Source organism: Neobacillus sp. CF12 (genome assembly GCF_030348765.1).
In the GTDB taxonomy this organism is placed as follows: domain Bacteria; phylum Bacillota; class Bacilli; order Bacillales; family Cytobacillaceae; genus Neobacillus.
On the sequence record NZ_JAUCEU010000007.1, the window covers coordinates 4550637 to 4573500 of the forward strand.

General features: G+C 37.8%; 18 protein-coding genes. 13 read left to right on the top strand and 5 right to left on the bottom strand.

Features of this window, described 5'->3' with window-relative positions; genetic code table 11:
- The first annotated feature begins 7 nt into the window (after positions 1-7).
- The 8 genes from QUG14_RS21625 (at position 8) to QUG14_RS21660 (ending at position 11290) form a co-directional block, all read left to right on the top strand.
- Positions 8-1033: a LacI family DNA-binding transcriptional regulator gene (locus QUG14_RS21625; protein ID WP_289342495.1), complete on the top strand. Its 1026-nt coding sequence runs from the start codon at positions 8-10 to the stop codon at positions 1031-1033.
- A 379-nt stretch (positions 1034-1412) separates the two neighbouring features.
- Positions 1413-2651, top strand: coding sequence for an ABC transporter substrate-binding protein (locus QUG14_RS21630; RefSeq protein WP_289342497.1), 1239 nt, complete (start codon positions 1413-1415; stop codon positions 2649-2651).
- Positions 2652-2766: 115 nt separating this feature from the next.
- On the top strand, positions 2767-3705 hold the full coding sequence (locus QUG14_RS21635) for a carbohydrate ABC transporter permease (protein WP_289342499.1): 939 nt from the start codon (positions 2767-2769) through the stop codon (positions 3703-3705).
- On the top strand, positions 3702-4523 hold the full coding sequence (locus tag QUG14_RS21640) for a carbohydrate ABC transporter permease (RefSeq protein ID WP_179156710.1): 822 nt from the start codon (positions 3702-3704) through the stop codon (positions 4521-4523). The genes QUG14_RS21635 and QUG14_RS21640 overlap by 4 nt, the downstream gene beginning before the upstream one ends.
- Positions 4524-4544: 21 nt before the next feature.
- Positions 4545-7607 (top strand): glycoside hydrolase family 2 TIM barrel-domain containing protein, encoded by a 3063-nt coding sequence (locus QUG14_RS21645; protein WP_289342501.1) that lies wholly within the window; start codon positions 4545-4547, stop codon positions 7605-7607.
- Between the two features lie 73 nt (positions 7608-7680).
- Positions 7681-9357 (top strand): amylo-alpha-1,6-glucosidase, encoded by a 1677-nt coding sequence (locus QUG14_RS21650; protein WP_289342502.1) that lies wholly within the window; start codon positions 7681-7683, stop codon positions 9355-9357.
- Complete coding sequence (locus QUG14_RS21655; RefSeq protein WP_289342504.1) at positions 9358-10242, top strand: DMT family transporter; 885 nt, start codon at positions 9358-9360, stop codon at positions 10240-10242.
- Positions 10243-10282: 40 nt separating this feature from the next.
- A complete protein-coding gene (locus QUG14_RS21660; RefSeq protein ID WP_289342505.1) occupies positions 10283-11290 on the top strand; it encodes a LacI family DNA-binding transcriptional regulator in 1008 nt (335 codons plus the stop codon).
- A 96-nt stretch (positions 11291-11386) separates the two neighbouring features.
- On the opposite strand, the gene QUG14_RS21665 is transcribed toward QUG14_RS21660, so the two are convergent.
- The gene (locus tag QUG14_RS21665; protein ID WP_289342506.1) at positions 11387-11581 is read right to left on the bottom strand and encodes a hypothetical protein; all 195 of its coding nucleotides are present in this window, start codon (positions 11579-11581) and stop codon (positions 11387-11389) included.
- Positions 11582-11806: 225 nt separating this feature from the next.
- On the opposite strand from QUG14_RS21665, the gene QUG14_RS21670 reads away from it, so the two are divergent.
- Positions 11807-12268 carry a CBO0543 family protein gene (locus tag QUG14_RS21670; RefSeq protein WP_289342507.1) on the top strand — a complete coding sequence of 154 codons (462 nt, stop codon included), beginning with the start codon at positions 11807-11809 and terminating at the stop codon, positions 12266-12268.
- 36 nt (positions 12269-12304) lie between these two features.
- Here the strand turns inward: QUG14_RS21670 and QUG14_RS21675 are convergent, their stop codons facing one another.
- On the bottom strand, positions 12305-13600 hold the full coding sequence (locus QUG14_RS21675) for an MFS transporter (protein ID WP_289342509.1): 1296 nt from the start codon (positions 13598-13600) through the stop codon (positions 12305-12307).
- Positions 13601-13781: 181 nt separating this feature from the next.
- On the opposite strand from QUG14_RS21675, the gene QUG14_RS21680 reads away from it, so the two are divergent.
- Positions 13782-15008, top strand: coding sequence for a helix-turn-helix domain-containing protein (locus tag QUG14_RS21680; RefSeq protein ID WP_289342510.1), 1227 nt, complete (start codon positions 13782-13784; stop codon positions 15006-15008).
- A 148-nt stretch (positions 15009-15156) separates the two neighbouring features.
- Here QUG14_RS21680 and QUG14_RS21685 read toward each other — a convergent pair whose 3' ends face one another.
- Positions 15157-17298: an ABC transporter permease subunit gene (locus QUG14_RS21685; RefSeq protein ID WP_289342511.1), complete on the bottom strand. Its 2142-nt coding sequence runs from the start codon at positions 17296-17298 to the stop codon at positions 15157-15159.
- 336 nt (positions 17299-17634) lie between these two features.
- Between QUG14_RS21685 and QUG14_RS21690 the strand changes: the two genes are divergently transcribed.
- The gene (locus tag QUG14_RS21690; RefSeq protein ID WP_289342512.1) at positions 17635-19728 is read left to right on the top strand and encodes a sensor domain-containing protein; all 2094 of its coding nucleotides are present in this window, start codon (positions 17635-17637) and stop codon (positions 19726-19728) included.
- A gap of 36 nt (positions 19729-19764) precedes the next feature.
- Here QUG14_RS21690 and QUG14_RS21695 read toward each other — a convergent pair whose 3' ends face one another.
- Together QUG14_RS21695 and QUG14_RS21700 are read right to left on the bottom strand one after the other, a co-directional pair.
- Positions 19765-20247 (bottom strand): GNAT family N-acetyltransferase, encoded by a 483-nt coding sequence (locus QUG14_RS21695; RefSeq protein WP_289342513.1) that lies wholly within the window; start codon positions 20245-20247, stop codon positions 19765-19767.
- Positions 20248-20315: 68 nt separating this feature from the next.
- Positions 20316-21035: a metallophosphoesterase family protein gene (locus QUG14_RS21700; protein ID WP_289342514.1), complete on the bottom strand. Its 720-nt coding sequence runs from the start codon at positions 21033-21035 to the stop codon at positions 20316-20318.
- Positions 21036-21181: 146 nt separating this feature from the next.
- Here QUG14_RS21700 and purU point away from each other — a divergent pair, with 146 nt between their 5' ends.
- Both purU and deoD read left to right on the top strand, forming a co-directional pair.
- On the top strand, positions 21182-22081 hold the full coding sequence (purU, locus tag QUG14_RS21705; RefSeq protein WP_289342515.1) for a formyltetrahydrofolate deformylase: 900 nt from the start codon (positions 21182-21184) through the stop codon (positions 22079-22081).
- Between the two features lie 72 nt (positions 22082-22153).
- Complete coding sequence (gene deoD / locus QUG14_RS21710) at positions 22154-22861, top strand: purine-nucleoside phosphorylase (RefSeq protein ID WP_289342516.1); 708 nt, start codon at positions 22154-22156, stop codon at positions 22859-22861.
- Positions 22862-22864 lie beyond the last annotated feature (3 nt).

Below are 22864 nucleotides of genomic sequence, written 5' to 3' on the forward strand. Positions count from 1 at the left end.
AGTAGTTGTGAAGAATAGCAAAGTAACCATCCGTGATGTTGCCAAAGAGGCAGGCGTGTCCGTTGCGACCGTTTCTCGGTACCTTAATCAGAATAGCTACATGAGCGTAGATACACAAAAGAAGATACAAGAGGTTATGGCACGTCTTGATTATAAACCAAATGAAATTGCCAGGGGACTTGCGAAGAAAAAGTCCAACACCATTGCTTTAATCATCCCGGATATGACAAATCCATTTTTCCCGGACTTGGTGAGAGCGATAGAAAAAGTAGCGAAAGCGAAAGGCTACAGTCTTTTATTAATTAATTCGGATGAAACAGAATTGCAGGCTGAAGAGTTTTGGGAAAACTTTAAACGAAGATATATCGATGGTTTTATTTTGGCTTCTTTTGAGGTGGATGAGAATTTCCTAGCTATTTTGGAGGGTTTAAATATTCCATTTGTCTGTGTTGACCGTGCTGTAAAAATGAACTCATTAAATGTTGTCTGGATAGATAATTATGAAGGCGCCAAAATCGCGACAGAACATTTAATCGACATTGGCTGCAAAAGAATTGCTCATATTAGCGGACCTCATTCCTTCCTTCCATCCTTTGAGCGTAAAATGGGCTATTTGGATACACTAGCTGCAAAGTGTCCTGAACAAGATCCGATTATTCTTGAAGGCGATTTTTCCTTAGAAAGTGGCAAGGCATTGACGGAAAAATTGTTGAAGGAACATGGTGAGGTTGATGGAATCTTCTTTGCCAATGATTTGATGGCCATCGGTTCATTGAAATCAATGAAGCTGCTAAACAAAGAGGTTCCAAAGGATATTGCTATCATCGGTTTTGATGGAATTAAATTAACTGAGTTCGTTGAGCCTGCCCTAAGTACCATCGAACAGCCGACCTACAATATTGGCGCTGCTGTGACAACGAAATTAATAAATATAATAGAAAAAGTTGAAAACGAAACAATCGAATACGATTTGCGTGTTAAGTTAGTACAGCGAGAATCAACATTGGGTTATAGCGCTAACAGTAAAAACTAAAGGGAGACCAGCATACATATAGCTGGTCTTTTTTATTTGTCTTTTTTATGCTGATCCATTTTTCCCTCATGAATAATATAAGGTAAATTCCCTCTCTACTATTATCTGATTTTACTAAAATATTCTCAACAAATCTTATTAGAATTATACCGAAAATCAGTAGGTTTTATGGGCGTAATCCCTATTAACCTACTGATTTTCCAGTATTATCATGTTAATACTACTCTTCACTGCATCACTACAGTATAATTTTACCAAACTATAATAATCTAATTATTACCAATATACAAATATATTTTTAGTAAAATATATAATGAAAGCATTTACTTTTAGTAAAACTGCCATTATAATAATCCTATAAACTACTAGGAGGGTTAGAATGAAGACGTCAAAGATGAAATTTTTATTCCTTTTTACAATTGTAGCAGCACTGCTCTTATCAGCCTGCAGTTCATCCGAAAATACAAAGGGTGATAAAGCAGAAGATGGCAAAGTTAAGTTAAGATTTGCAACATGGGATGTAGGTGACGATGTTGAGTTGCAGCAAGGATTAATTGATGAATTTAACGCAAAAAATAGTGATATCGAAGTTGTTTTAGAAGCGTACGGCGGTGACTATGATACAAAGATTACTGCAGGTATTGGTGCGAAAGATGCTCCCGATATCATGTATATGTGGAATTACCCTCAATACAAGGATGCGCTTGAACCGCTTGATTCTTATATAGAAGATAGAGGGGAAGAGTACAAGGGTAATTTTTATGAAGCGTTATGGAACTATAACTCCGTTGGCGAGGATATTTACGGCCTTCCAGTAGGTTATACCACACATGTTGTTTACTATAATAAAGATTTATTTGACGCAGCAGGACTTGAGTATCCAAAAGCTGGCTGGACATGGGATGATTTACAGGAAGCAGCCAAGAAACTAACGGATAAAGAAAAGAAAATTACTGGTTTTGCTTTCCCAGGTCAACCTGACCCATATGATTTTGAGATGTATTTATGGGGCAATGGTTCTTCGTATGTAGATAGTAAAGGGAAATTAGATGGAAACTTGAATTCAAAAAAATCAATTGAAACGTTTACTATGTTCCAAGATATGTTAGAAGAGGGTTCTGCGATTACCACAGAAGGCTGGGGCGATACCGAGATGAAAACAGGCAAAGTAGGTATGTTTATTAACGGTGCCTGGTACCTTTCTGCATTTACAGAAGCTGGAATTAACTATGGTGTTGTTGAAATCCCTGCGTTCGGTGACAATCCAAGTGCAAGTATCGTGAGTTCTTCTGGTATTGCAATGTCAAAGGATTCTAAACACAAAGAAGCTGCCTTTAAATTTATGGAATTTTGGACAGGCGAACAAGCAAATAAAGCCCGCCTATCCTTTGAACTCCCAGTTTTAAAAAGTGTAGTTGAATCAGAAAAGCTCCAAGAAGATCCAATTAAAAAAGTATTTTACAACATGCTAGAACAAAGTGAAGGCCATACACCGACATCCTTTGTAACAGAGGACTGGAGTAAGTTATCAGAGGATTTAAGTTTAGTGTTTGAGCAAATCTTTAATCCTAGTACACGTGTTGATCCTAAAGAAGCTTTAAATAGTGTCGCTAAGTAAGAGTGCCCAATGATCTCCAATGAGAATATATCATCGCAGCATGATATATTCTCATTTTTTTAAAAAGTTTTTTACTATGTGATTCAAAAAGGTCAAACCATTAAGAGGGAAATATATGTTTACTAAAAAGAACAAACAAAAAAAATTCACATTAGTTCGTAAAAGAGTGCCCTTTTTATTTATTTTACCCTGGATCATCGGTTTTATCGTTTTTACTTTAGGACCGTTAGTTTTTTCATTAATCATGAGTTTGTTTGATTGGCCGATTGCCGGCGAAGCGAAATTTATTGGATTAGGTAATTTTAAGGAGATGTTTACGGCTGATCCTCAGTTTTATGATTCGCTGATTATCACTTTGAAATTTGCATTAATATTTGTTCCATTAAACCTCTTTGTTGCATTGGTGCTTGCACTGCTTATCACGCAGCCAATCAAAGGAATTAAGATCTTTAGGACCATCTTCTATCTGCCGGCCGTTGTATCCGGTGTGGCTGTGTCCATTATATGGGGTTGGATGTTTAACTCTGAGTATGGAGTTTTAAATTATATATTATCCTTGCTTGGTATCGAAGGACCAAACTGGCTGATTGATCCCAAATGGGCCATTGTAACGATTGTGGTTGCAAGTGCTTGGGGCGTCGGGACGATGATGTTGATTTTTTATACGGATATTAAAGGAATTCCACATGAAATGTATGAAGCAGCATCCATTGATGGAGCGGGTCCGATTAGGCAATTTGTTAGTATCACGATTCCTACTATTACACCAACCATCCTATTTAATGTCATCACTTCTGTTATCGCGGCGTTACAGCAATTAACATTAGTGTTGCTATTAACCGGGGGCGGCCCATTAAAATCAACTTATTTCTATGGACTATTTGTCTATAACAATGCATTTAAACACCATGAACTTGGTTATGCCAGCGCAAATGCCTGGTTTATGTTTATCATCATCCTGCTATTGACGATGTTAATCTTTAAGTCATCCTCTACATGGGTATTCTATGAGGCTGAAGTGAAAAAGGAAAGAAAAGGAAGGAAAAGAAAATGAAGATAACACGAAAACATAAAATCATTGTTTACAGCATTCTTGTCCTCTTTTCTCTTTATTTTCTATTTCCGTTTATATGGGCATTCATTACGGCACTTAAATCCGAAACAGAAGTATTTAGCTTTCCACCTAAGTTTGTCCCAGATGTCCCATTGTTTAGTAATTTTATGGATGCCTGGAATAGCCAGCCCTTTGGAACATATTTTAAGAATTCGATGATTGTTACAGTGTTAACGACAATCGGTCAACTCATATCTTGTTCCTTAGTTGCGTATGGATTTGCAAGATATGACTTTAAATTTAAAAACATTCTCTTTATCCTGCTTTTATCAACGATGATGATTCCGTGGGATGTTACGATGATTCCACTTTATATGGAATTTAACATGTTTGGCTGGATTAATACGTTAAAACCACTGATCGTCCCTGCCTTTTTCGGCTCAGCTTATAATATCTTTTTGCTAAGGCAGTTTTTAATGAACATTCCTAAAGATTTAGAAAATGCAGCAAGAATTGATGGAGCAAACGAGTTCCAAATCTTTTATAAAATTTTTCTGCCAATTATGAAGGCACCTTTAACCTTGATTGCTGTATTAAATATTATTTTGGTTTGGAATGACTACTTAGGACCACTTATTTATTTAAATGATCAATCCAAATATACGATGGCGCTTGGTTTAGCATCATTCCAAGGCGTACATGAACTTCAAATTATTCCTATTATGGCAATGACGCTTGTTATGATCATTCCGCCAGTAATCGTTTTTGCCTTTGCGCAGAAATATATTGTCGAAGGAATTAGCGGTTCAATCAAGTAATAAAGTTCGGAGGAAGAAAACATGCAACGTGAAATGAAGAGATGGGAAAATATCCATCTTACGGCACTAAATAGGCTCCCAGCACATACTGATTTTTACAGATACCGTGCATTTGATGAGGCATTACACTATAAAAAGGAAAATAGTAAGGGATATACGTCACTTGATGGTGAGTGGAAGTTTCTCTTCTTGGAAGCACCAGAATTTTCACCAGTAAATTTTGAAACAGAAGAATTCAATATTAAAGATTTGGATGATATTGTTGTGCCATCATGTTGGCAATTAAAGGGATATGGGAATATGCACTATACAGATGTATTATATCCTTATCCGATTAATCCGCCATTTGTGCCACAAGATAATCCAACAGGCATCTATTTTAAAGAAGTTTATTTGGAAGATATAAAGGAAGAAGAAAAAATCATCGTTAAATTTAACGGGGTGGATTCGGCCTTTGATCTCTATGTGAATGGCCATCATGCCGGCTACAGTAAAGGGTCGAGAATGCCATCTGAATTTGATCTTACCGAGTACGTTCGAAATGGAAAAAATAGATTTACCGTTAGAGTTTATCAGTTTTCAGATGGAACCTACTTAGAAGACCAGGATATGTGGTGGCTGTCAGGGATCTTTAGAAGTGTGGAACTCTATCGAGTAAACAAAGATACGCTTCAAGATGTCTTCATTGAAACATTGCCGGATGCAGATTTTAAAGATTTTACGTTAAAATTAACTGGTCAGTTTCTCACAAGTGAAATACATTCAGCAAATGTGAAGCTTGTTCACGGTAAGAAAGAGATAGATTCCTTCCCTGTAGAAGTGATTAATGGCGAATTCCAAGTGTTAAGAAAAATGGTAGATCCACTATTATGGAATGCAGAAGAACCAAATCTCTATTTCGCTGTTTTGGAGTATCGGTTAACAGATGGAGAAAAGGAAATTGTTCCATTGCGATTTGGTGTAAGATCAATCGATATCATTGACAACCAAATGAGAGTGAACGGAAAAAGAATCTTTTTTAATGGTGTAAATCGACATGATTTTAATCCGAGAATGGGCAGAACCGTAACCTACGAAGATATGCTTCAGGATGTTATCTTAATGAAACAGCATAATATCAATGCTGTTAGAACTGCCCATTATCCAAATAATGATGTTTTTTATGATCTTTGTGATGAATATGGACTGTATGTGATTGATGAAGCCGATCTTGAGTGCCATGGCTTTGAAAACACAGGGAATTATAACTGGATCAGCGATAATGAGTTGTGGGAAAAGCAGTATGTAGATCGTGCCGTGAGAATGGTGAAGAGAGACCGAAATCATCCCAGCGTTATTATTTGGTCCCTAGGAAATGAATCTGGTCAGGGCAGAAACTTCACAGCGATGTATCAGGCGATAAAAGAAATTGATTCTACTAGATTGGTACATTATGAGGGAGATTTTCATGCTGCCTATAGTGACATGTATACTACGATGTACACGAGATTAAAGGCACTTGAAGAAATCGGGCAGGATTCCGAAGGGAAAAAGCCCCATATCTTATGTGAATATGGCCATGCGATGGGAAATGGACCTGGCGGGCTGACAGAATATCAAGATGTGATGAGGAAATACCCGCGTTTACAAGGTGGATTTGTATGGGAATGGTATGACCATGGTATTGAAAGTGTAGACGAAGATGGAAACATCTATTATCTATATGGCGGTAATTATGGAGATTTCCCTACGAACGGAAACTTCTGTATTGATGGACTCGTATTCCCAGACCGGACACCATCACCTGGGCTGATTGAGTACAAAAAGGTAATTGAACCGATTGTAACACAGGCTATTGACCTCACTCAACGTAAGATTAGAATAAAAAATAGATATGATTTTAGAAATCTTGAAGGAATTCAGTTAAACATTAAGGTAGAATCCTATACTCATTTAATAGAAGAAAAGAATATTAATCTCCCATCTATTCATGCACAGGGGGAAATAGAATTGTCACTGCCAATTAATCTTGAAAAGGCCCTACATTACGATGATGTACGCATCAAACTTAGTTATTCAGAGCCAAAGAGAACTCTTTATGCAAGTGAAGGTCATCCTATCACCACTGAGAGTTTCTTACTGGAAGCAACAAAGGTGAAGAAAATGGTACTGCCAGAAAGCCAAGATATTCATGAAAGCATCACAATAGAAGAGACTCGAACACAACTCATTCTTGAAAATGATACGTTTAAAACTATTTTTTCAAAATTTCATGGTGTTCTTGTCTCCCATCAACTAAATGGCGAAGAGATTATTGAAAAGGGGCCTGAACTCACACTGTGGAGAGCTGCCATTGACAATGATATGTATAAGAAAGACGATTGGACCAATAAGTACTTCTTGAAAAATGCAAAGGAACAACTAGCATCCTTCACTTATCAAGAGCACGAAGGTTATGTAGATATTGAAATTAGAAAATATTTATCCAGTGTGAATCAGGCATGGGGCTTTGAAGTGTATTACCAGTATCGAATCACGCAGGCAGGGGCTTTTAATCTTCAACTAAAAGGCAGTAAGATTATTAGAGGGAAAGAAGTTCCTGAAATGCTGCCGAGAATTGGAATTACGATGCATGTAAACAAAGAGTATAATGATGTAACATGGTATGGCAGAGGCGATTCGGAGAGTTATCAGGATAGTAAAAGAAGCCAAAGCATTGGCCTTTATCATAAGCAAGTCGAGGAAATGCACACGGATTATGTTTATCCACAGGAAAATGGGTCAAGATGTGATACTTCTTTCTTAGCGGTAACGAAAGGGGATCAGTCCATCCTCTTTAATTTTAAAGAAATCAGGGATTTTACCATCCATGACTATGAAACAAGTGCATTAGAAGATGCGACACACCGAGGAAAAATTAAGAAATCTCCATTCAATGTGTTAACCATCGATTATCGACAAAGCGGTCTTGGAAGTAATAGCTGTGGTGAAGAACAGCTGCCAGCCTATAGAGTAGGAATAGAAGATTTTGAAATCGGGCTGGAAATTAGGAGCGTTCAAAAGGATGATCTTGTAGAAGAAAGCAAGTACTTCCGAGTTAGATAAAATTTCAAAGGCAGGGGAAACCCTGCTTATTTGAAATTTAGCAGCAGACTATAAAATGACTGGGAGAAATAGGATGAATTTAGATATTAAAGAAATACCATTTTCCAGATTTGGCTCCTATTTTTGTGTTTCACAAGAAAAGGATGCTGTTTATATTCGAGACGTGCATGGAGGGGATGACGCACCATCCAAGCTTTTTCAACTAGATATCGTTAAGGATGGGGTCGAACAGGAATACGAAGTACGTGCTTCAGAGGTATCCCTGTCCTTCTATTTAAAGGGCCAATCGGAATGTGTGGCGGAAATCATCATTCCTGAAGAAGATGAACTCCATATTGAGGTACAAGATGCAGAACTTAGGTTAAAAGCGACAAAAGGAAAATATGATTCATTAATGGAATTGGAAGATGGCATGTATGAATACCACATCTATCCGAAGGAATTAAAATTAATGATCATCAACCTAAATGGTGAAATGACTGTCCGGGCACCTTGGAATATCATTGGGAACGATTTTATTGATATGCGTTTGAAAAATGGCCATTTTGTTATCGAGAGTTATCGTACCGTTTATCAAAAAAAGGATTATCCTCCTTTTAGCCAAGGAAAAGAACAGGTTGAGGTGCTATACAAAGAATGGTTCGATTCCATGAAAAAGGGATATCAACAAGCGGAATATCTGCCTTCCTTGGAGAGGGCTTCCTATATTACATGGTCAAGTGTTGTTCATCCGGATGGAATCCTTAAAGACTATGCGATGTATATGTCAAAACTGTGGATGTATAATATTTGGTCGTGGGATAATTGCTTTAACGCTTTAAATTTAGGTGAACACTATCCGGAACTTGCCTACGCTCAATTTAAGATTTTTATGGACACTCAAGATGTTTCGGGCGCTTATCCAGATTTCGTAAATGATAAATTCATTTCCTACAATTGTGTTAAGCCGCCAATTTTTGCTTATGTCTATGAGCAACTTATGGAAAAAAATGATTACTTTAAAGACACACAGCGATTAAGAGCAGTTTATGAGTCTACTAAAAAGGTAATGAACTATTTTGATGACTATCGCACCTTTCAGGGAAGGCTGCCACACTATAAACATGGAAATGATTCCGGCTGGGATAATGCTTCGTTATTTCATGAGGGAATGCCAGTGGAAGCACCTGATCTTGCAAGTTTTTTAATACGTTCCTATGATATCCTCACCTCCTTTGCTGAAATTTTGGGTGAAAAGGAAGAGGCTGCACAGTTTAAGAATAAAGCAGACTCCATTCTTGCCCTGTTACTTGAAAGACTATATGACGATGATGGTTTTTATGGCCGCGTTGGTAAAAATGGAGAGAAAATCAGTATTAGAACTAGTTTAATACTAAGGTTGCCAGTCATCATTGGTTATCGCTTGGATAAAGACATCATGGACACCTTAGTGTCTGACCTAGAAGCAAATTATGAAACAAAGTATGGCTTGGCAACTGAAAGTGTAACAAGTGAGTTATATCAGGAAAATGGATATTGGCTCGGTCCTATTTGGGCTCCTGTTACCTATCTCTTTATCCATGCTTTAAAAAGTAATGGATACGAAGAGGCTGGAAATCGTCTAAGAGATAAGTTTTTAGACCTCACGCTCATAGGCGGGATGGCGGAAAACTTCGATCCACTAACTGGAAAAGGATTGGTTGATACATCCTTTACATGGACATCTAGTGTATTTCTGCTGCTATTAGAAGATAAGTTAAGGGGTGATTAAATGCAAAAGTATATGGGGGAAATAGCCCTTACGATTACGGCGATAATATGGGGGAGTGGATTTGTTGCTAGTAGCATCTCTTTGGAGCACTTTACTCCCTATCAGATTTTGGCAGGAAGGTTTATAATAGGAACTATCATTTTAAGCATAATTTTCCATAAAAGACTGAAAAATATTAACAAAAGTACGATTATAAAAGGGGCTGTATTGGGGATCTTCTTATACCTGGCCTTTGCGTTGCAAACGGTGGGCCTTCAATATACAACACCTTCAAAAAATGCCTTTTTAACGGCAGTGAATGTTGTGATTGTCCCTTTTATTGCCTTTGTCATGTATAAACGAAAAATTGATATGTATGAATTAGTGGGCGCCATCCTAGCAATGGTCGGTGTTGGCATCTTATCACTTAAACTCTCCGCTGACATTAATATCGGGGATTTGCTGACACTGGGCTGTGCTTTTGGATTCGCATTCCATATATTTTATACAGCAAAATATGTAAAAGATTCAGATCCTGTTTCCTTAACGCTCATCCAAATGCTGACAGCTGCAGTAATCGGAAGCCTTGTGGTTGTTTTTAAAGGAGAAACATCGGTTGTTATCGAAACGGAAGGTTTGTTCTCTCTTCTTTATCTAGGTGTTTTTTCAACAACGATTGCTTATCTCTTGCAAACTGTTGCTCAAAAAATGATAACCGAAACAAAAGCAGCGATTATTCTTTCAACAGAAGCATTTTGGGGAATGGTCTTTTCCGTTGCTATATTGAATGAAGTAATGACGATAAAAATGGTATTAGGTGCTATCCTTATCCTTTGTGCGATCATTATTTCAGAAACAAAATTACCTTTTTTAAAAAAGAATAAATTAAAGGAAATACGTCATTGAATAGTAGCAAGATAAAAAAACATGCAGGTAGGGAGAAATAATGGCCACAATAAAAGATATAGCCAATTTAGCTAATGTTTCAATCACTACCGTTTCAAGAGTGTTAAATTACGATGAAACATTAAATGTCTCTCCAGAAACGAGAAAAAGAGTTTTTGAAGCTGCTGAGGAGTTAGCCTATGTGGTAGTTCCGAAGAAAAAGCAAAAAAGCAAATGGAAAATAGGATTATACGATTCTTTCTCACTAGAAGAAGAATTGGTTGATACGTATTACTTATCCATCAGAGTTGCCTTAGAAAAGAAATTGAAAAGTAAAGGCATTGATTTTTTCAGAATTGATAAGGAAGGCAATGAGGAAAATCTCAAAAAGATAGATGGAATCTTATGCCTTGGTACTTTCAAAAGCAAGGATATTGAAAAAGTGAAAGGTTTTAACAAACCATGTGTCTTTGTGGATTCTAATCCAGACGGCAGTTATTTTGATTCCGTTGTGATTGATTTTAATTCTGCCACCAAAAATGCGCTAAACTACTTAACAGAACTGGGCCATGAACGTATTGGTTTTATTGGCGGAGTAGAAACAGATATGTATGGAAATCGCTTTAAAGATTTACGGCAGGACGTTTTTGAAAATTATCTAAAAGAAAAAGGCATTTTCAAAGAAGAGTTGGTGAAAATCGGCGGATATGATCCGAAGGATGGTTATATCAATTTAAGAGAAATGTTAACATCCGAATCGAAGCCGACAGCCGTATTTGTTGCGAATGATACAATTGCAGTGGGATGCTATAAAGCTGCATATGAACTAGGAGTCAAAATTCCTGATGAACTGAGCATTGTTGGTTTTAACGATGTAGCCACAGCGCAGTATATGGTTCCTCCTTTAACAACTGTTAAATTATACACAGAAATTATGGGTGAAACCGCTGTTGATTTACTAATCGATCAGTTGACCTCCAAAAGGGAAGTTAGTAAAAAAATCACGATCAATACGAAATTAATTATTAGAGAAAGTGCTACTATACCTCAAAAGAATAAAAAGAATTGAAGCCAGGACAACTCTACCTATAATTGGTGGATTGTCCTATTTTTTATTTCTGAAAAAAGAGAGCGAAAAGTTCGCTCTCTTTACTAACCTAAATATTTACCTTCTTTTAACTAAACAAAGCACCCCTTGAACGATTAAAACCAGTGAAAATAAAAGGATAGCTAGAACACCAATAAGGACAACTAATGGACTCAGCGGCTGAAGAATTCCTGTTAACGGTACTCGTAAAAGGGCGAACCCAGCGATGATACAGGCTAAATAGAGAAAAGGACTTCGATCCAAAACACTCATGGTATACTCACTCCTTTCGCGGGGACTTACTTAATACTATTCATAACTGGAGTGAGATATTTACCAGGATAATAAATCAGGGCAAAACGACTAGTATTTTGGAAGACAATCCCTAAACGCTCCAACTTCGGATGTGGGTATTATGGCATTTTCTAGAACTGGGTGGATGTGTGTGACTAATAGAGGGAACATAACATAAATTAACTGTTTTAAAGGGGAAATAACATGTCGATTCTAGTGGTATTTATTTTCTTTATTCTCCTAGATATTATCACTTTTCTTGTCCCAAAAAGATTAAGCAGTATAGAGCTTTATACAACAAATCTGTTTGCTTTATTATTTGGAATCAATGTGGATATGGTCCTGAATTTTAAATACCATTTGTACGGGTATTTTGGTAAGGGATTTCAGTGGCTGGGGTATATTGGTGAGTTTCTCTATTTTATACCGGTTAGTGTATTGTTTTTAAACTATTATCCCTTAAAAGGAACCAATCTAACGAAACTTCTTTACATCCTAGCATGGTCATTTGTCTCCGTAATCATTGAGTTTATAATAGAAAAAACGCACTTCTTCAACTATACGGGATGGAAACTCTGGTATTCTGCCTGCTTGTATCCATTTATATTTCTTATTTTGATTACCCATTTAAGAATCGTTAAGAAGATGATAAATAGCAAAAAGTGACCGAACCCACATTAAGCATGGAATCAGTCACTTCGTTTAAAACGCCTCAGCACTTTTCTTTAATCCATTTTCCTCCGTAAGGTCTGGGTGAACTTTTCGAATGACTGCGGGTCGTGCAAGAACCAAAACCACGGCCATTAATAAACCCGATGACAGAATCAGAACCATGTAAGCAGGGAAGATATCGTACAAAAATCCATAGATGATCATTCCTAAAGGCGATAATGCCATGGCAACGGTTTCGACGATTGAAAATACACGACCTTTAAATTCATCCGCGATTTGTTTTTGCATCATCACTTGTGTCGGCGTATTGACGATAACAATGCAAGTGCCTAAGACAAATTGAAGGAGGATATAGTAGCCAAACATTAGGTTATATCCCATTGAAAATAGTAAAGGCAGTGCTGTTGCCCCCATGATTGTCCCCATAATGATAATGCCCCTTTTCGCTACAAGCAGCGGAAATTTAACTTCTTTCCTGACAGACAGATAAATGGACAGGAGTAGCATTCCAACGGCGAAGGCACCTTCTGTAAAACCAAAATGCTGAGAAGCCATCTTTAATTTTTCGATCAGAATATAGGAATACCCGACCTGATAAGCGTTGAAAAAGAAATTTACCAATAAGGCGATCCAGATAATGGTCATCAGCAACGGCTGTAATTTTAAATAAGAAATCCCTGCCTTCATTCCTTGCCACATGGATTCCTTCTTCCCTTCAACTGGTTCGGCCTTTTTGGAAAATAAGGTGAAGTTCATGGTTGATTCGAGAACAATGGCGACACTAGAGGCTGCCATATAGACGATGAGGAATAGTGGCATGGAAATCACTCCAAACAATAATCCTCCAACAGCTGGTGAAGCAATGGCAGCAAAGGATATCGACATCTGATTTAAGGACATTGCTTTTTGTATCCTTGCTTCGTCTACAAGCCCTGTAATCGAAGAGGTAAACGCCACACCAGAAAACATTGATGTAAGAGACAATATGCAGGAAGTGATGTAAATCGCTGTTAAGGATAATCCAGAGGTGAGACTTACGACTAGCAAGCCGCCAATGGCAATGGTGGTTACAATCTGCGAGATAATCGCAATACCCTTCCGTGGATATTTATCAATGATATAGCCGGCAAAGGGCGCTGCAATGGTGCGAGGCAGTACATTACAGATAAGGTTTAAAGCGAAACTTTTGGCAGATCCTGTTGCTTGTAAAATGTAAAAACTAATCGCAAATGAGTATACTTGCGCGCCAAAGGATGAAATCAACTTGCTTATGGTAAATGTCCAGAGATGATAAGTCGCTTTTTTCAGCATTAACATGTTATTCATACGATCTCCTCATTTCTAAAAAGTTTAATTTTATTAAACGAATCATAACATGAAGTTTTTTCCAAATCAAGCAAAAGTTTAATTTAATTAAACAAATTGTTAGCCCATTTTGTTTGCATCTTCCCAAATGTGGATATGTTTAATATAATTAAACTAATTACTTTGTGAGGAGGTCACCAACATGTTAGGGGACACAATACGAAAAATTAGAAAGCAAAAAAAGCTGACACTTGAGGCACTTGCAGGTGAAGAGCTTACAAAGGGGATGCTCAGTCTCATCGAAAACAATAAAGCGAAGCCTTCCATGGAAAGCTTGGCCTATATTGCAAAGAGACTGGATGTTGAAGTAACTGAATTATTGGAGGAATTCAGTACACAGGAGATAAGGGATATTCTTGAGAAAGCTGAAGTGTTATTTAATTCAAAGTCAGAAACTGTGACAGATAAATATAAACAACTGTTATCACTTATAGAACCTTATAAAAATAACCTTACACAAGGATATGAGTCGGCACGCTTATTGGATATCTATAGCCGAAGTCTTTATGAGGAAAAGAGTACTTGCTGGGAGCAGTTCCTGGACCGAGCGGCGGCTATGTATGACCAAATGAATCTGACCTCGAACCGTGCCCAAATTGCTATTTTTCGTTCGATGGTAAAATTTGTTGAACATGACTATTCCAAGGCGCTTGAGATATTGGTAAAGGAACGTGCTGAAATTGAGTCCAACCATGTTACGATCGATCCAATGACGCGAGTGGACCTTGACTACACTGAAGGGGTTTTACATTTTGCTGTTGGGGATGAGCATGCTGCTGCTGAAATCATGGAAAATGCGATTAATTTTTCAAAAAGGCATAAAATCTTTTATCGTATCGATGATTTATACAGACTTGGTGCAGGACAGGCTATGATGAGGAAGGATAAAGGAAAGCTGGAATTGTATTTACAAAAGCTAAAGCAATACGGGGATTTCGCAGATGATGCATTATCAATCCTTATTCATGATCTTATCAACATTATTACACTCATTGAAGAGAAACAGCAGTATATCATGGCATTGGAACGAATTGATGCTTATTTGGCAGATCCAAAGGTGAAGGAAGTTGTTGAAGAATTGTACTTAATCGAAAAAGGAAAGGCTCTCTATGGTCTAGAACAATATAAAGAAGCAATCCTTCATTTTGAAAAAGTAGAAACACCGTCTACCACGCATCATCCTTTTGACTTATCACTCTTTTATGTCCGCTACTCATACAAGGCTCTTAGCCATTATGGGCTGGGAGAAATGGAAGAGGCGCTTTTGGCTGCCAAGTTGGCTGTTGAGAATTTCGAAACCCTTCCGCATACTCCTTACAAGGAATTTGCGAGTAAGACCTACCATAAAATTAACCCCGTACAGGATTGATTGTACGGGGTTACCTTTTTTTGAATCTAGCTCCAGCGCCTAGGGGCTCTCAGGTCTAAGCCAATCCATCAAGAAGGTTAAAGTACAACCTTCTCGCCGGCTCGTCTTATGCCTGTTGCCCCTGTTCAAGGCGCTTCCGCTTTTTAGTCTATATTCCTCGTTCAAACCCACGTTTAAACCTTGGTTTTAACCCTCGTTCTTTCTTCCGTTCCACCTCAGGTTCATCATGATCAGTGTTATTTCTTAGCATTTGAAAGCTATCCTTGGTAATTTGATAATCAGGAATTTCACTTATTTGTTTCACCTTTTTCTTGCGGGCTCTGGGTAATTTATATAACACGCCGACTTTTACTTGCTGTACTTCTTTCACACCCTGGATGATGAGCTGCATCGCAAAAATCGCAAGCATGAAAGCAGAGAGTATCCACATGTACCAGTAGCGGCCAGAAGCAATGGTGGTTCTACCTAATTCGCCAATCAATCCTGACCATTCATTGGTCATCGATACAGGAGGATCCCCACCATTTGGGTCATAGCTAAGTTTCGTCCCGCCAAAGAAAAATTTAAATATCCCTAGATGAATAAAGATTAATAGTACTTGGATAAATTGAGTCCCTATTAAAATCGTTAAACGGGGGCCGATATGCGGAAATATGTGCCGCCAGAATAAATGAAATCTGTTACCGCCTAGAACGCGGGCACTGGCAATAAATTCATAATCCAGAACTCGTTTTATCTCTTTTCCTAATAAGACACTTGTTAACGGAACCACTAAAATGGTTAAAATGAACATTTCTAATAAAATCCGCTCGGTAAAGGTATAAGTAAATTCATAGCCGAAACCGGTAAATGCCGGCATTAAAATGGGTGCTAGAAGGATGTACGCAACCAAACTTAAAGGCAGGAAGTGGATCGAATCGATTAACCTACCAAGCCATTGCTGGGTGCGGGGTCCCAAGTGAAACGCATAAAAAATACCAAACAATAGACCGCCTAGTACTCGCAATAAGGCGATTAGCAAGGCAAAAATCAGCGTATACTTCGCACCAATTACTAACTGATCAAAGAGGCTGAAACCTAATTTATCTGAACCAAAGAAAAAGGGCTTCGTTGGTGCATGCGGCATCGCGCTAATCAGGGTAGCGCCATCTTCTGCGTAGTAAAGCAATACTTGATCAACGTGGTTATCGGTTGTGACCGAATAAATAACACTGTAACTAATCGTTACAATGAAAAATAACGCGCCAAGTGCGAACTTCCAATTTTTCATATGCCTCCCAAAAGAAAACAGTGCAGTGATAAAAGGACGGAAAGGCGATATTTCTCTTAAGTTAATAGAGCGGACAGAAAAAAGGATGTTTTCAAAAAATCTCTTTGTCCCTGCTGCTATATTTCCGATGCTCCATTTGTGCCACCAGTTACTCCGTCTCGTTTCGAAGGACAGTGGTTGATCTTCTTTCAGCCAGATATCAACTAACTGGAATAGAAAGTAAAAGGGTGTAAAAATAAGTCCGAGCGTAACAAAAATGGTTATTGGCTGGAAGTTATCAAGTAAATAGAATGTTAATCCGTGGACGTTAAACACTCGTTCAATAATAAATTGGCTAGAAAGTGTTCCCCAAATAATAATCTTTATATGATGAAACGAAAGGGGCATGATATTTTTTAATATATGTCTGAGTAAGATTTGGAGTTTGTCTATTCCTTTACTTTTTACAAAGGTGACATAAACCTTTAAAAACTCTTCCTCAATCATTAGGAGTAAGATCTTGAACATGGAGACCAGCGGCAGGATCGCTAACGTTACGATTGGAGCAAAATAAGCCTTTTCTTTAAAGCTAGCAACCTGAAATAAATCAACGCCAAATGTCTTAAAAATAACAATGGATAATACTTGTAATAACGTAGCGAGGATCAGGTCTGGAACAGACTCTAAAACATCCAGTACTCTTTTTATTGAACTAAGCACTACTTTAGGTAAAAAAACTGATCCTAAAGCAAGAAAAAGTGCAATACTGAAGCCTGCCAAAAGAGCTCCTAAGAGAATTTGCATGGAATACACAAATGCCGGCCCCATAATCTCCATCATGGGAGCACCGCCAGTTTGAGAACTTTGAAATTTATAAATCCATGATTCTGGTTTAAATAAGTCTTTACCAAAAGAGAGTAGTTGTTCAAAATACCCAGATGAAGTTGTTCCTCTAGTGGAAAAATATTGTGGGAAAATACTTACACAAAATATCGATAATATTCCAAGTAGATAGTATGTAATTAATCTAACAATCTTCAAAATCTCTCACCCCATTTTATCCCTCTAAATTACTACATTCGTATAATAGAAGTAGTGTCACGTAAAAGAAATTATATTCTAAATTTTCACTCCTTTCAACCTATTTAATTACCAGTTATTTCAACATTTGGGTTTTGGACGTAATTTGGGTTGTATTCGTTACAATTAATTTGGAGAAATCTTCAAAAGGGGTTTTTTCAAAAATTTGACCACGTGTAGAATGGAGAAAAATGTCTAGGTTTGTTGATATCTATCACAGCTATTTTTCGGAGTTTAGTATATGTTCACCTTAGGGAAAAGTTGATTCTTCAGTGATCGTGGAAAGGAGGATTCTTTTTGAGAAATGAGGTCAAAAAATCAGACTTAAGTTCCTTTATTGAGAATTGTAAGCCTTTACTTTTAGGTGTGCCATATCCTTGTTGTGTGATGGATTTGGAAGGGAGTATTGTTTTTTCAAATGAAGCAGCTCAACAATTAATGGGCTATGAAGGAAACAGTGATTATCAACGAAATTTTATTTCCATATTGGATGAAGAAGAGATTGATAAGATAATCGCGCATATCAACGCTGTTCTTAAAGGAGAAAGATTGAGCCTTCAAACAAAACTTAGGCACCGAAACGGATATGTAATGAAAGTAAATATAGTTTCGATCCCAATAAAAGTAGAAGGGGTTATTCTTGGTATTTGCGGATATATCACTGATGCGGTGAACGAAAAAACAAGATTGTCTTCTTCAATAACAAGTAATTGGGATAATATATTTTCGGGTATTGAGATTTGTTTATGGACACTGAATGCAAAAACGATGGAGACCATTTCTATTTCCCCAGTTTGTCAGACCATTTTTGGTTATCGTGAAGAGGATTTTCTGCAGAATCCACAATTATGGGAGCAGATTATCCTTCCGGTTGATAAAAAGGGCACCTTCAAGCATATGGAGTTGGTAAAGAGGGGGAAATCCTCTCTTCATGAATATAGTATTATCAGCAAAAGTGGTGAGCATAAATGGGTGTCTGATTTTATCGTCCCTATTTTTTCTGAACAGCACTATGCCCCTGTTAGGCTTGACCGAATTGTTGTGGATATTACGAAACGGAAAAAGGCAGAGGAAAAATTAACTTTTTTAGCTTTTCACGATTCCCTAACAGGACTGCCAAACAGACGGAAATTAGACCATGAACTCCAAAAAGCATTGAATGAAGCAAAAGAAATTAAACGAATCGTGGGTTTATTATTTTTGGATCTTGATCGATTTAAATATATCAATGATTTACTTGGTCATAGGATGGGTGATAAAGTTTTACAGGTCATTGCTGAGCGATTGAAGGATAGTTTACGAAATGATGATCTCATTTCCCGTCAAGGGGGGGATGAATTTGTCATTTTACTTAAAAATTTGGTGACAAGGAAGGATCTTCAGGAAGCAGCCGCTAGGATTAATAGAATCATCGCGGAACCCATCAGGCTGAATGGGAATGAGTATGTGTTAAGTGCTAGTATCGGAATGAGTATTTTCCCTGATCACGGATATGAAGCAGAGGGATTAATTCAAAAGGCTGACCATGCGATGTATCTTGCCAAGGAAAGCGGCGGGGGAATTCAGGCATATGAAGTAGGAATGGCGAAACGTCTTTCACGAAAATTGCTGCTTGAACAATATCTTCATAAAGCGATTGAAAAAAATGAATTATACCTGGAATATCAACCGATTGTTGATGTTTATGGAAAAGAGGTGATCGGCTTAGAAGCACTATTGCGGTGGAAACATCCTGTTTTAGGATTAATCCCGCCAGGAGAATTTATCCAAATTGCTGAAGAGTCGGACTTAATCATAAAATTGGGCAACTGGGTGATGGATACTGCTTGTAAACAGCGAAAGCGGTGGTTGGATATGAATTTGCCGAACTTTTATGTATCCATCAATGTTCCAGCTAAACATATTAATCTTGAGTCGTTCCTTCAAAATGTCAAAGACACTTTGGAACACTATCAATTGCCTTCCCATCTATTAAAAATTGAAATCACTGAGCGAACGGCGATGACGAATGTCCAAAAAACATTGAATACGATAAAAGAACTACAAGATAGTGGCGTCGATATTATTCTCGATGATTTTGGTGTTGGCTATTCGTCGATTAGTTATCTCGTTCAATATCCTTTTAATACGATAAAGATTGATAAATCGTTTATTGCAGGCTTAGAGAATAAAAATCAGCGCGCTGTCTGCCGGACATTGGTCGCAATGGGAAGAAACTTAGGTATGAATGTGGTAGCAGAGGGTGTAGAAAAGCTAGAACAATATCAATTTTTATGTAGTATTGGCTGCCATAATATGCAGGGTTATTATTTTAGCAAACCAAGCAATGTTAAAAAAGTTGAGAGTTTCTTTAAACCTGGCCAAAAGGTTGTGCCGGATATCTTTCAATAATACTAGAGACCGAGGACAAATTTGCCTCGGTTCTTTTCATTCTTTGGTAAAATACTTAACCATTGTAATAAACGCTGCGGATTCTCTATTAAACTCCATTTTCTTAACAAAGCCAAGTTTTGTATAAAGGTGGATCGCTCGTTGATTAAAACTAGCAACGGTTAACCGTATCGCATCATTTTTATAGGAATCTTTCAAATAGGTTAGGATAAACGAGAAGAACTCAGATCCCAATCCTTGGCCGGTTAAGGTTGGATTCATTCCAATTCCTATATCAGTTAGGTCTTCAGAATACGCACCTACTGTGTGGCCAAATGGTACTTGTGCAGCCTTTCCAATGCAAAAGAAACCAACCAAATCGTTATTTTGATTCAATACTGCATAATAGGGGTTTTCTAGTAATTCGTTTAGAGACTCAGAGCTTTCTTCATTGTTATAAAAATCATAGGGTGCTTCGTATTTCCAGGTTAAAATTTGTCGTGCGTATTCCTCATCCATATTCCTTACAAATAACTTCATTTTTATGTACTCCTTTTTTGCATGGTCAGGGGAAAAACGCTGCCAGTATAGTCAGCAGCGATTTCCTACTAAATTTTTGCAGTCATAATGACTTTGCTCATCATGTCCGCGTTGGGATACTTGACTTCATGGTAAAGTGCTACGACACTTTCGAGATTGTAACTTACTCTTCTAATGGAGGTTTTGATATGACCATCTTCAATTTCAATAAGTCCATAAGAAGATTTTGTTAGTCCATCGAATGGCAAGCCAACACTGCCGATATTCATAATGATCTTGCCATTTAGGAAACGAATATAGGGCTTGTGAATATGTGCATAAACATATATTTGTGCCTCATTTGCCTCCATTAAACTGGTTTCTATTTGTTGATCATCGGCGTTTGGCAGAACGATATCAAATAAACTTGTTGGGGTAGCATGGAATGCCGAAATTCCAACATTTTCGATGGAAAAGTTTAATTGCTCAGGCAGGCTTGCTAAATAATTGATGTCTGATGGTTCAAGTTGTGAGACAATCCATTGACGTTCAAGGTTCATCAGTTCTAAGACCTTCTCAGGAACTTCACCCTCCTGGACCCCACGCACGACCCATTCATCCGCATTGCCCTTAATTACTTCTGTATGTAAAGAACGGACTAGGTCAAGAGAACGTTTAGGCTCTGGTCCACGATAACAGATGTCGCCTAGCACATAGATTTTATCAATTCCTTGGTTTTCAATATCTTGGAGAACAGCTTCTAGAGCGATTGCATTCCCGTGAATATCAGAAATGAAAGCAATTTTCATAACACAACTACCTCCTTTTTAAAAAAATAGTACCATTAATTGTTTTTTAAATCGAATTTAGAGATATAAGAATTTTTAAAAAAACTTAGCTTATAGGAGCTGTCTGCTGTATAATCTTCTCTAATAATATCAGAGGGGTTATGACAATGAATTCTTATATAAAAGAACAAATAGAACTATTTCAACAAGAGAACCGTAATCGTGGACGCTTGCTCGTTAGCTGCCATGATCAGCCTGGGATTGTTTCAGCAATCTCTCATTTTTTATTTTCCTATCAAGCCAATATCATCGAATCAAGTCAGTATTCGACCAATCCTGAAGGCGGAGAATTCTTTATCCGGATTGAATTTGAATGCCCGGGACTAAAGGAGAAGGCTAAGGATATGGAGGAGCAGTTTGCAACGATTGCGGAGCAGTTTTCAATGGATTGGAAATTAAATCACGTTTATCATGTGAAAAAGGTTGCAATCTTTGTATCGAAGGAACTTCACTGTCTGTTAGAACTTCTTTGGGAATGGCAAAGCGGTGATTTAATGGCTGATATAGCTGTTGTGATTAGTAATCATGAGGCAGCAAGGGATGCAGTAGAAGGCTTAAATATCCCATTTTATTATATTCCAGCAAATAAGGATATTCGTGCGGAGGTAGAAGCTAAGCAACTTCAGTTGTTAAAAGAGTATGAGATTGATTTAGTGGTCCTGGCCCGTTATATGCAAATATTGACTCCCGACTTTGTTGCCGCCAATCCAAACAAAATCATTAATATTCACCATTCGTTTTTGCCGGCATTTATTGGGGCAAGACCATATGAGCGCGCGCATGCTCGCGGGGTAAAATTGATTGGAGCGACTTCGCATTATGTAACGAATGACCTTGATGAAGGACCAATTATTGAGCAAGACATTGCCCGCGTTGATCATCGAGATGATGTGGACAACCTGAAAAAAATAGGTCGTAGAGTGGAAAGAAGTGTATTGGCTCGAGCGGTAAAATGGCATATTGAAGACCGGATAATTGTCCATCAAAACAAAACGATTGTTTTCTAAGCAGTATAGATGATGGTTTAAAAGCAATAATAATCCTAGCAGTTTATCTATAAAAGAAAAGGAGTAAAATAGATGACGAAAGAAACTCCACATATTAAACCAAATGGAGCGGAGATTGCCGAGACAATTCTTCTGCCAGGTGACCCCTTACGAGCGAAGTTTATTGCCGATACGTATTTAACCGATGTGGTCCAATTCAATGAGGTTCGCGGTATGCTTGGATTTACGGGAACTTTTAATGGTAAACGGATTTCGGTGATGGGCACAGGAATGGGAACTCCTAGTATGAGTATTTATTCTTGGGAGCTTATTCATATATTTGGCGTTAAAAATTTGATTCGAATAGGTTCCGCGGGAGCTATTCAAGATCATCTAAACTTGTATGATATTGTTTTTGTTATGGGTGCCGCAACAGATTCCAACTATCTCCACCAATACAATCTGCCAGGACATTATTCGATTACGGCGTCCTTTGAGTTATTGGAGAAGGCGAAGAAGGTGGCGGATGAAAAGGGGCAAAAAGTATTTGTCGGAAATGTCCTATCAAGTGATATTTTTTACAATGCAGACCCGACAGCACTGCAAAAGTGGAGTGAAATGGGGATACTTTGTGCGGAGATGGAATCGGCGGGTCTTTATGTGAATGCAGCCCATGCAGGAGTAAATGCACTATGTATCTTAACCATCAGCGACCATATTTTTAGAAAAGAGCAAACCACACCTGAAGAAAGACAGACCTCGTTTACAAAAATGATGGAAATCGCTTTGGAACTTGCGTAAATA

What these genes read in the sequence shown, in the direction of transcription:
- QUG14_RS21630 (WP_289342497.1), top strand. Translation starts at nt 1,413, where the DNA reads ATGAAGACGTCAAAGATGAAATTTTTATTCCTTTTTACAATTGTAGCA.
- QUG14_RS21635 (WP_289342499.1), top strand. Translation starts at nt 2,767, where the DNA reads ATGTTTACTAAAAAGAACAAACAAAAAAAATTCACATTAGTTCGTAAA.
- QUG14_RS21640 (WP_179156710.1), top strand. Translation starts at nt 3,702, where the DNA reads ATGAAGATAACACGAAAACATAAAATCATTGTTTACAGCATTCTTGTC.
- QUG14_RS21645 (WP_289342501.1), top strand. Translation starts at nt 4,545, where the DNA reads ATGCAACGTGAAATGAAGAGATGGGAAAATATCCATCTTACGGCACTA.
- QUG14_RS21650 (WP_289342502.1), top strand. Translation starts at nt 7,681, where the DNA reads ATGAATTTAGATATTAAAGAAATACCATTTTCCAGATTTGGCTCCTAT.
- QUG14_RS21655 (WP_289342504.1), top strand. Translation starts at nt 9,358, where the DNA reads ATGCAAAAGTATATGGGGGAAATAGCCCTTACGATTACGGCGATAATA.
- QUG14_RS21660 (WP_289342505.1), top strand. Translation starts at nt 10,283, where the DNA reads ATGGCCACAATAAAAGATATAGCCAATTTAGCTAATGTTTCAATCACT.
- QUG14_RS21665 (WP_289342506.1), bottom strand. Translation starts at nt 11,581, where the DNA reads ATGAGTGTTTTGGATCGAAGTCCTTTTCTCTATTTAGCCTGTATCATC.
- QUG14_RS21670 (WP_289342507.1), top strand. Translation starts at nt 11,807, where the DNA reads ATGTCGATTCTAGTGGTATTTATTTTCTTTATTCTCCTAGATATTATC.
- QUG14_RS21675 (WP_289342509.1), bottom strand. Translation starts at nt 13,600, where the DNA reads ATGAATAACATGTTAATGCTGAAAAAAGCGACTTATCATCTCTGGACA.
- QUG14_RS21680 (WP_289342510.1), top strand. Translation starts at nt 13,782, where the DNA reads ATGTTAGGGGACACAATACGAAAAATTAGAAAGCAAAAAAAGCTGACA.
- QUG14_RS21695 (WP_289342513.1), bottom strand. Translation starts at nt 20,247, where the DNA reads ATGAAGTTATTTGTAAGGAATATGGATGAGGAATACGCACGACAAATT.
- QUG14_RS21700 (WP_289342514.1), bottom strand. Translation starts at nt 21,035, where the DNA reads ATGAAAATTGCTTTCATTTCTGATATTCACGGGAATGCAATCGCTCTA.
- purU (WP_289342515.1), top strand. Translation starts at nt 21,182, where the DNA reads ATGAATTCTTATATAAAAGAACAAATAGAACTATTTCAACAAGAGAAC.
- deoD (WP_289342516.1), top strand. Translation starts at nt 22,154, where the DNA reads ATGACGAAAGAAACTCCACATATTAAACCAAATGGAGCGGAGATTGCC.